The organism is Lysinibacillus sp. NPDC093216, assembly GCF_050280325.1.
Lineage (GTDB): Bacteria > Bacillota > Bacilli > Bacillales_A > Planococcaceae > Lysinibacillus.
This window is the reverse complement of the sequence record NZ_JBNNVB010000056.1, coordinates 1-6,638: the sequence shown is the minus strand read 5'-3', so window position 1 is coordinate 6,638 and position 6,638 is coordinate 1. Positions and strand designations below refer to the sequence as shown.

Genomic DNA, 6,638 nt, shown 5'->3' with positions numbered 1-6,638 from the left:
GGAGACAACATAAAAAATAGAGAAATCCGAATTTGAATTCATTCAAATTCGGATTTCTCACTAATTGAAGCTAGTTATGTCCCAGCCTCTTTTTTTATGGAAAGCTGTTCTTCTTACTCTTTTTATAAAAGAGTTGAAATTGTTAATTGGAAAAGTTATCATGTTATTAAATAGTAATTCGGGAATTACGAATTACATGTGTTGATTTATAGAAAACTAAATGGGGTAGTGATCAAATCTAGGAGTTGTATAAAGTCGTCGCATCACGCTTTATCGCAAAACATTGAATTAAAGGAGTTTTATTAAAATGACAAAATATCGTTCACAAGAAGAAGTTCTGGCGAATTATGATTCTTCTAAATATATAACACCTGATGGGTATACGTCAGATATCGCAATTTTTACAATAACATCAGAAAAAGTAGAGGAAAAAGCACCTCCGATGATGACGCTTAAAATCATGTTGATTAAACGGGCTGAAAAAGATCATGAAGGAAATCCAAATATCGAAGGTGGGAAATGGGCGCTTCCAGGTGGATTTGTAGATGCGACAAAAAGGGAAACTGCCTATATGGCTGCTAAAAGAGAATTGAAAGAGGAAACGAATGTAGATGGTCTACACGTTAAGCACTTCGGTGTCTACGATGACATAGATCGTGATCCTCGAGGCTGGATGATTTCAAATGCCTTTTATGCAATCGTTCCGGAAGTATACATTGACCAGCGTCAAGCCAATGATGATGCCGCAGAAGTGGAGTTATTCGATATAAATGAAGTGTTCAAACTCGAATTAGCCTTTGATCATCGAAAAATTATTTCAGACGCTTTAGAATTTATTAAGAAAGATATGATACAAACAACGGTTGCTAAAAACTTTTTAGCAAAAGAATTTACTTTATCGGAACTGCAGAGGGTTTTATTGACAGTGGGAGATGATCCACGCATTTCAAATGATTCTGTGTTCTTTACAAAAGCACCCAAGTTACCTTTTATTGAAAAAGTATTAGATGAAGAAGGTAAACCGAAGAAAACAAAAAGGAATTCGTTTAGACCGTCGCAATTATATACTTTTAATGACTTCGAAATCGTAGAGTCAATTTATCATTAGGAAAGCACTTGTCTTTCCTGATAATTTTTCAATATAGTAATTTGTAATTATGCAATTACTAATTAAAAAGTGGAGTGATGGAAATATGCCAAAACGTGCATTGATTAATATTGATTATACAGTGGATTTTGTAGCACCAGATGGAGCTTTAACTTGCGGAAAACCGGGGCAACTATTGGAAGAGGTAAATATACAATTAACAAAGGAATTTATCTCAAACGTTGATTTTCTAGTTTTTGCCATTGATGTTCATGAAAAAGATGATAGCTATCATCCGGAAGCAAAGCTTTTTCCTCCTCATAATATAAGAGGTACAAAGGGGAGGGAACTATATGGTTCCTTAAAAGAACTATATGAAGAAAATAAAGAGTTAGATCATGTCTACTACTTGGATAAAACAAGATATTCTGCTTTTGCAGGTACGGATTTAGAGATTAAATTGCGCGGAAGAGGCATTACTGAACTGCATTTAATAGGTGTATGTACGGATATTTGCATTCTTCATACAGCGGTAGATGCCTATAATAAAGGATTTAACATAGTTATTCATAAAAATGCAGTGGCATCTTTTAATCAAGCAGGGCATGAGTGGGCGTTAGGACATTTCGAGCATTCTCTCGGAGCTACTATTATGTAAATGGAGGAAGATGAAATGAAATATGCAGATGATAGTTTAATGTTGCACACAGACTTATATCAAATAAATATGGTAGAAACTTACTGGAATGATAGTACTCAAAATAGAACAGCGGTTTTTGAACTGTACTTTCGACAGCTTCCGTTCGGTAATGGCTATGCGATATTCGCAGGCTTAAAAAAGATAATGGAGTTTATCAAAAACTTTGGTTTTTCTAATAGTGATATTCAATATTTACGCGAGGAAGGAAAATACTCAGAGGAATTTCTTAAATACCTTCAAAGTCTAAAATTTACAGGCACTATTTCTGCAATGAAGGAAGGTGAACTGGTATTTGCAAATGAACCTATTTTACGAATTGAAGCCCCGTTGGCAGAAGCTCAATTAATGGAGACACCTTTATTGAATATCGTTAATTACCAAACTCTTATTGCAACGAAGGCTTCACGCATTAAACAAGTGATTGGAAAGGATGTAGCGATGGAGTTTGGTACTCGTCGAGCGCATGAATTTGATGCAGCGATTTGGGGAACTCGTGCAGCGTATATTGGTGGATTTTCTGCAACTAGCAATGTCAGAGCTGGAAAATTATTTGGCATCCCTGTCTCAGGTACTCATGCGCATGCCATGATACAGGCATATCGTGACGAATACACTGCATTTACAAAGTATGCAAATACGCATAAAGATTGCGTTTTTTTAGTAGATACGTATGATACGTTGCGTTCAGGAGTTCCTAACGCAATTCGGGTCGCGAAGGAATTTGGAGATAAAATCAATTTTGTAGGAATCCGGCTGGACAGTGGAGACTTAGCGTATCTGTCAAAAAGAGCAAGGGAAATGCTAGATGAAGCTGGCTTCACTGAAGCGGAAATTATAGCATCTAATGATTTGGATGAATACACGATTATAAATTTGAAGTCACAAGGGGCTAAAGTTGATACATGGGGAATAGGAACTAAGCTTATTACAGCCTACGATCAAGCGGCGCTTGGGGGCGTATACAAATTAGTATCTATTGAAGATGAAACCGGAAAAATGGTCGATACCATCAAAATTTCCGGAAATCCTGAAAAAGTAACGACCCCGGGCCGCAAGCGTGTCTATCGAATTATAAATACAGACAATGGTCATGCTGAAGGAGATTATATTGCGTTGGACTACGAAAACCCACAGGAGGAAAAACGCTTGAAAATGTTTCACCCTGTTCATACTTATATCAGTAAATTTGTGACGAATTTTACAGCGAAAGAATTACATCAAGACATTGTTGTAAATGGTTCTATTCTTTACAAAGAACCAACACTTCAAGAAATTCAAGCATATGTAGAAGAAAATTTACATCTACTATGGAGTGAGTATAAACGAACAATGAATCCAGAAGAGTATCCGGTCGATTTAAGTCAAGCGTGCTGGGATAACAAAATGACAAGAATTAAAGAAATTAAAGAAAAAGTCACGAAGATGATGAATGGGAGAAACTAATAGAGACGAGGAATGGAGGGGTAGGGAATGGCGAAAATAGGGATTTACGGATCATCCTTTGATCCAATTACAAATGTTCATCTTTGGACCGCGAGCACAGTCGCGCATCGTTGCAAATTAGATAAAGTAATTTTTTTACCTTGTTCAAATAAACGAAAGGACAAGGAAATAACAACGGAGAATTCTCATCGATGGAATATGCTACAGCTGGCTATTGCAAAGGATGAGCGTTTTATTGCAGATTCATATGAAATGGAGCAAGAAGGCTGGAACATTTACACATATGATACGATGAAATATTTTAGAGAACAACACCCGAATGATGAAATTCATTTTATTATGGGAGCCGATTTATTAGTGGATATTGGAGCAGGATTGTGGAAAAAAGGAGAAGCGTTAGTAGCTGAGAATAAATTTATTATAATGGCAAGGCATGGAATCGATATGTTATCAACAATTAGTCGCTCTCCGATATTGAGGAATCATGATGATGGAAGATTTCATTTGATTGACAAAGGCTTAGCGATGGAAATTAGCTCTACCTATATTCGAGAAGAATTCGCAATGGGCGGTGAACCAAAATATCTACTGCCCAACGCTTGTTATGACTATATTAAAGAGCATAATCTTTATCAAAAATAGTCTAGTTTGGCCGATACACGATAGTAGAGCCTGGAGTGAGCAAATAGGGGAACGAAGGCTAAATGCATCACGTCCTGTGATAACGCCTTCGTGACCAACATCATGTTGGCCCAAGCGGCTCATCGGACGCCCCCAGGAAGCTTTGCTCTGTGCGAAAACGAAGCGTCAGCAACAAATGTTTTCTGTAGCGAAAGCGAAGCGTCAGCTACAAAGCACCCAGCCGGAACGGAAATCAACCTCGCGCTATGGTGAGGAGTCTTTTATTTTGTAAAGATGGTGAACTTTCTCATATATCGTTTTGGGTAAGATATAATGAATCTAAATGGTAAACGTGCAAGGTGCTGCAATTACAAAAGGTTTTATGTATCACCTAGCACAATGATTAATGTTAGAAAGGAATTCATAGATGTGCAGCTTACATTAACATTTCTTATTTTAGGAGCGACAATTTTTGCATTTGTGACGAATAAAGTACGAGCAGATCTCGTTGCGATTGTGTCACTTTTAGCATTTGTCATTACAGATATTTTAACACCAGCAGAGGCACTAGCTGGTTTTTCGAACTCTGTAGTTTTAATGATTGCGGGGTTATTTGTTGTGGGCGCAGGAATTTTGCGAACTGGACTTGCAGGGATGGCAGGACGATTATTGTTGAAATGGTCAGGTGATAGTGAGCTGAAATTATTTGTGTTATTGCTCATTATTGTAGGGACGGTAGGTGCCTTTATGAGTAACACAGGTACTGTAGCTTTAATGATGCCGATCGTTGTTAGTATTGCGATTAGTATGAAGGAAAGTCCGTCAAAATTCTTGCTACCACTTTCTTATGTCGCGAGTCTTTCAGGGCTTATGACTTTAATTGCTTCACCAACAAATTTAATTGTCAGTCAGTTATTAGTAGATCGTGGCTATAATAAGCTTGGATTTTTCGAAGTGACGCCCATCGGTATTGTAGGGATGATTGTTGGTATTACCTATTTAGTACTTGTGCGAAATAAACTATTACCAAATGATAAGAACCGTTCACAAACAAAAGCTGACTATAAACTATCACCGAAGAAAATTATTAAGCAATATGATTTAAATAATCATTTGTTTAAAGTATTTGTGCCCGAGGGTTCGCCGATTATTGATGCAACATTAGCAGAATTAAAGCTTCCGGCCAAATATACGCTTTGTATGATGAAAATTCACCGCCGATCTCAAGAAGGCATTAATTTTTTACCGATGACATATCAGGAAATGGCAGGTCCGACAAGTGTGATACATGCCAAAGATGAATTGTATGTCCAAGGTGAGGAAGAGAATATTCGTCGTTTTGCTGCAGATTATAGTCTAGAGATGCAGGAATTGGCTGAAGGAGAGGCTGATGATTTGGTATCGAAGCATCTTGGTATTGCTGAGGTATTATTAACGCCAAATTCCAGCTTTATTAATAAGACTGTTAGCGCCCTAGGCTTCCGAGAAAAATATAATCTAAATATAATTGGCATTAATCGTAGAGGTGGCTATAAACTTCAGGATATGGTGACACATAAATTGAAATTTGGAGATGCCATTTTAGTACAAGGTGCTTGGGATGAGATTTTATTACTGGCAAGGGAAACGCAGGATGTCGTTGTTGTGGGTCAGCCAAAGGAGCATGCGAGTGTAGCTGCAGCCACGGGGAAAGCAGGTATTGCTGGTGTCATTATGCTTTTAATGATTGTGTTAATGGCTTTTGAAATTTTCCCTGCTGTTATTTCCGTTATGATTGGTGCCGTATTGATGATATTAACAGGTTGTTTGCGTAATATGGAAGATGCGTATAGCAATATGAATTTTGAAAGTATTGTGCTTGTAGCTGCAATGCTTCCAATGGCGACTGCATTGGAGAAAACAGGTGGTATGGTTATTTTATCCGATGGTATCATTAATGCACTTGGAGATTATGGACCGTATGGAGTACTAGTTGGCGTATATATTTTAACAGTTATTTTTGGACAGTTTATTAGTAATACGGCGACTGCTGTCTTGTTCGCGCCAATTGCTATGAATGCCGCGATTGCAATGGAGGCAAGTCCAACGACATTTATGATTGCTGTTGCTGTAGCAGCAAGTATGGCGTTTGTTACTCCGATTGCTTCCCCAACAAATGCGCTAGTTATGACTGCTGGCGGTTATAAGTTTATGGACTTTGTGAAGATTGGAATTCCACTACAGATTATTATGTTTATTGTTATGATGCTGGCAATCCCATTTTTCTTTCCATTTTAAAAACTCGGTTTCTATACCGAGTTTTTTTGTTGATTTTTTATGGAATCTATTAATTTCTTATTGAAGATTATGATAAAATTCTATTTTAGATACCAATAAAAAGTTAAATTGACTTGAGAAGAAGAGTCTAATGATAATTTTTTTCGTAAGTATATAAATAGGAAGTTTTTCGATGAAATGAAAAAGTATTAATTTATATTAGAAAAAGTATTGACCTTTTTAAATTAAGAGAGTAATATTATACGAGTCGCTAAGATAACTTAGAAACAACAATTAAATCAAATAAATTAGTTGTTGACATCGAGTTTGCGACGTGATATTATATAAGAGTTGCTGCTGAGAAAACAGCAACGAAATGAACCTTGAAAACTGAACAAGCAAAACGTAATCAATAAAGTTTTTAGTAACTAACTTCGAGTTAGTGAACGAAACAAAATTTTGGACATCAAACATGATGCCAGCAAAACAATTTGAGCTAATCAAATTTCTTTTTATGGAGAGTTTGATCCT

General features: G+C 36.8%; 5 protein-coding genes. All 5 read left to right on the top strand.

Translation table 11 applies throughout. The features are described from left to right. The first annotated feature begins 307 nt into the window (after nt 1-307). The 5 genes from ACQKOG_RS26955 to ACQKOG_RS26935 all read left to right on the top strand — a co-directional run bounded on the left by ACQKOG_RS26955 (nt 308) and on the right by ACQKOG_RS26935 (nt 6,128). Entirely contained in the window at nt 308-1,108 is an 801-nt protein-coding gene (locus ACQKOG_RS26955) for an NUDIX domain-containing protein (RefSeq protein WP_370079686.1), read from the top strand. 85 nt (nt 1,109-1,193) lie between these two features. Continuing rightward, nucleotides 1,194-1,745 carry a cysteine hydrolase family protein gene (locus ACQKOG_RS26950; RefSeq protein ID WP_370079688.1) on the top strand — a complete coding sequence of 184 codons (552 nt, stop codon included), beginning with the start codon at nt 1,194-1,196 and terminating at the stop codon, nt 1,743-1,745. Nucleotides 1,746-1,760: 15 nt separating this feature from the next. Continuing rightward, a complete protein-coding gene (locus ACQKOG_RS26945) occupies nt 1,761-3,230 on the top strand; it encodes a nicotinate phosphoribosyltransferase (protein WP_370079690.1) in 1,470 nt (489 codons plus the stop codon). A gap of 27 nt (nt 3,231-3,257) precedes the next feature. After that, nucleotides 3,258-3,872: a nicotinate-nucleotide adenylyltransferase gene (gene nadD / locus ACQKOG_RS26940; protein WP_370079692.1), complete on the top strand. Its 615-nt coding sequence runs from the start codon at nt 3,258-3,260 to the stop codon at nt 3,870-3,872. Between the two features lie 402 nt (nt 3,873-4,274). After that, the gene (locus ACQKOG_RS26935; RefSeq protein WP_427448586.1) at nt 4,275-6,128 is read left to right on the top strand and encodes an SLC13 family permease; all 1,854 of its coding nucleotides are present in this window, start codon (nt 4,275-4,277) and stop codon (nt 6,126-6,128) included. The last annotated feature ends 510 nt before the right edge of the window (nt 6,129-6,638 follow it).